2 protein-coding genes and 1 pseudogene are annotated in these 3288 nt (G+C 65.8%); all 3 read left to right on the forward strand.

Going from position 1 to position 3288, the window contains the following annotated elements; all coding sequences use genetic code 11:
• Positions 1-1138: serine hydrolase domain-containing protein (locus tag VK519_RS17035; RefSeq protein WP_324351759.1), on the forward strand; the 1138-nt coding region annotated here is incomplete at its 5' end.
• On the forward strand, positions 1135-2079 hold the full coding sequence (locus tag VK519_RS17040; RefSeq protein ID WP_324351760.1) for a ribokinase: 945 nt from the start codon (positions 1135-1137) through the stop codon (positions 2077-2079). The genes VK519_RS17035 and VK519_RS17040, both read left to right, overlap by 4 nt.
• Positions 2076-3288: pseudogene (locus tag VK519_RS17045) on the forward strand (formylglycine-generating enzyme family protein); the annotation flags it as partial. The gene VK519_RS17040 and the pseudogene VK519_RS17045, both read left to right, overlap by 4 nt.

The raw sequence follows: 3288 nt of genomic DNA on the forward strand, positions 1-3288 counted from the left end.
ACTACACGCCTTCATGGACAATGCCACCGATGGCGACGGTTACCTCGGTGGCGTCACGCTGGTGATACAGCACGACGCCATTGTCGAAGTGAAAGCCTATGGCTACCGCGACCTCGGCCGGCGCGTGCCGATGACGACGGATTCGATCTTCCGCATCTACTCGATGACCAAGACGGTTACCTCCGTGGCGCTGATGATGCTGGTGGAGGAAGGCAAGGTGGGCCTGGACGATCCGGTGTCGCGGTATCTGCCGGGATTCGACCATCCCCAGGTGCTCGACCATGGCACGCGCAGGCCGGCCTCGCGTGAGGTCACCCTGCACGACCTGCTGACGCATACGGCCGGCTATCCGGCGGGCCTGAAGGGCGACGAAGCCGCGGTGAAGGCGATGGAGCGCATCGATCCGCACGGTGCCTCCGACCTTCGCGACTTCGCCGAGCGCATGAGCCGCGTGGACCTGGCCGCTGATCCCGGCACCCGCTTCGGCTATGACGGTGCGTCGCTGGAGCTGATCGCCCGCGTCGTGGAAGTGGCCTCCGGCCAGTCCTTCGCGTCGTTCCTGGACAAGCGGATATTCACGCCATTGGGAATGGTCGACACTTCGTTCTCCGTTGCGGCCAACAAGCGCAACCGCGTCGTGGACATCACCACCATGGGCGACGACGGCCACCTGCGCATCGCCGATGGCCCGAGCGCGAGGCACCCTGGAGATGCCCTGAACCATTACGACAGTGGCGCTGGCGGGCTGTATTCAACCGTCGGCGACTACGCCCGCTTTGCCCGCATGCTGCTCGACGGCGGCACCCTCGATGGCAAGGTGCTCCTGGGTCGCAAGACCGTTCAAATGATGATGCGCAACCACCTGGGCATGCTCAATCCGCCGGTGACCCAGTTCAGCCCCGCCGAAGGCTTCGGCATCGGTGGTTCGGTGGTGATCGACGCCGCGCGCCGCGGACAGTTGGGCTCGGACGGCCAATACGGTTGGTTGGGCGCCGCTTCCACGTACTACGCAATCGATCCGAAGGAACACCTGGTAGCCATGCTCTTCCTGCAGCACATCCCCCGCGACGACGGCAGGCGCGATCTTCCGCGCATCAGTCGCAACTTCTACAACCTGGTCTACCAGGCGATGCCATGAGTGTCGCAGGGTGCCATACGGTGCTGGTGGCAGGGTCGGCCAACCTCGATTTCGTGGTGACCGCCGCCCGCGTGCCGGCACCAGGGGAAACCATCCTCGGGCGCGACTTCAGGACATTTCCCGGTGGCAAGGGCGCCAACCAGGCGGTGGCGGCCGCCCGCGCCGGTGGGGCATCCACGCGCATGCTGCTGGCATTGGGAAACGATGCGCATGCCGCGCCCATCGAGGCCTCGCTGCGGGAGGCCGGGGTAAGGCTCGACATCGTGCGCGCGGCCACCGAGGCCACCGGCGTGGCCTTCATCTGCGTAGCCGACTCCGCTGAGAACGCCATTACCGTGGCGCCGGGCGCGAACGCCACGCTCCTCGCCGCGCACCTGCCGCCCCTTGGCCAGGTAAGCCACCTGCTGCTGCAACTGGAAACGCCGTTGCCAGTGGTGCAGGCATGGGCGACGGCCGGGCGCGATGCAGGCGTGGTGGTAGTGCTCAACGCGGCGCCCGCCGCCACGCTTCCAGCGGAATTGTTGCGTTGCATCGACATGCTCATCGTCAATGAAGGTGAATTGGCCATGCTGGCCGGACCCGAAGGCGACATCGATGCGCGGATGCAAGGCCTGGGCGTCGAATGCGTGGTCGTGACCCTGGGGTCGCGCGGGTGCCGCGCATGGCGTGGCGGGGAATCGCTGTCGCAACCGGGGTTCGTGGTCGACGCGCTGGATACCACCGGCGCCGGTGATACATTCTGCGGAACCCTGGTGGCCGCGTTGTCGCGCGGCGAGGCCTTCGCGTCCGCCCTGCGTCGCGCCACCGCCGCATCGGCACTGGCCTGCACGAAGATGGGCGCGCAGGCTGGCATGCCGTCGTTCGACGAGGTCGAGCGGCTGCTGGCAGCGTCCACCGATTCGGGCCATCGTGCCATCGCATCCAGGCAACCCAGCCCATGACCGCATCCAATCCCCCAGGCGACAACGACGACGATGCGCCCGTCCGCACCGAGTTCAAGTTCTCGCACGTCACCACCGGCCGCTACCTGCCCACGCCAGGCAAGGCGCCAGGCTGGCCGTTCGCCGAGATCGGCCACTGGAAGACGGACATCGACGGTAGCGTGGACGACTGGGTACGCGAACTGCGCGATTGGCGGCGCGAGCACCTTACCCGCATCGGCTACGACGACACCAATTACCGGCGGCCCGAATTGCAATGGGCCCAGCGGAACTTCGTCCACGCGCAGATGATGGTCGAGGATCGCTATTTCTTCGACACATCCACGGGGCGATACACCGTGGATCGCTACCTCGACGACCTGCAGAAGCGCTTCGGTGGCATCGACAGCGTACTGATCTGGTTCGTCTACCCGAACATCGGCATCGACGATCGCAACAAGATCGACCTGGCCCATGACATGCCCGGGGGCGTCGAGGGCCTGCGCAGCGCGGTGGATGATTTCCATCGCCGAGGCGTGCGCGTGTTCCTGCCCACCATGCCCTGGGACAACGGCACGCGCGAGCTGGGTGTGTCCGACTGGCAGGCCATGGCCGAACTGGTTGCAGCCACCGGCGCCGATGGCATCAACGGCGATACCTACAACGGCGTGCCCCGGGCCTTCTTCGACGCCTGCGATGCCCTGGGGCATCCCGTGGTACTCCAGCCCGAATCCACCATCAGCGCCGAGGAGCAGCTGATCTGGAACGTGCAGAGCTGGGGCAAGAAAGCGCCCAACGAGCCGGTGCCGCCGGTAGCCAAGTTCAAGTGGCTCGAGCCTCGCCACATGATCAACTACGAAAACCGCTGGGGCCGAAACCGCAATCACGACTTCCAGTACATCTTCTTCAACGGCATCGGCTACAACGCCTGGGAAAACATCTGGGGCATCTGGAACCAGCTCACTCCCCGTGATGCCGAGACACTGCGCCGCATCGCCACCATCGAACGCCAGTTCGCCGCGGCGATGACCAGCATGGACTGGCGACCGTACGAGCGCACCCTGCAGGCGGGCGTCTTCGCAAGCCGGTTCCCCGTCGCGAACTACACGCTGTGGACGGTGGTCAATCGTAACGAGCACGATGTCGACGGCGAGCAGATCCGGCTGCCACATCGCGAGGGGACCCGGTACTTCGATGCCTGGAATGGCGTGGCGCTCGAGCCGCGCATGG

It is taken from the genome of Pinirhizobacter sp., from assembly GCF_035317885.1.
Classification (GTDB): Bacteria; Pseudomonadota; Gammaproteobacteria; order Xanthomonadales; family Rhodanobacteraceae; genus Pinirhizobacter.

Coding starts and splice junctions, on each gene's coding strand:
- VK519_RS17040 (WP_324351760.1), top strand. CDS start 1,135: ATGAGTGTCGCAGGGTGCCATACGGTGCTGGTGGCAGGGTCGGCCAAC.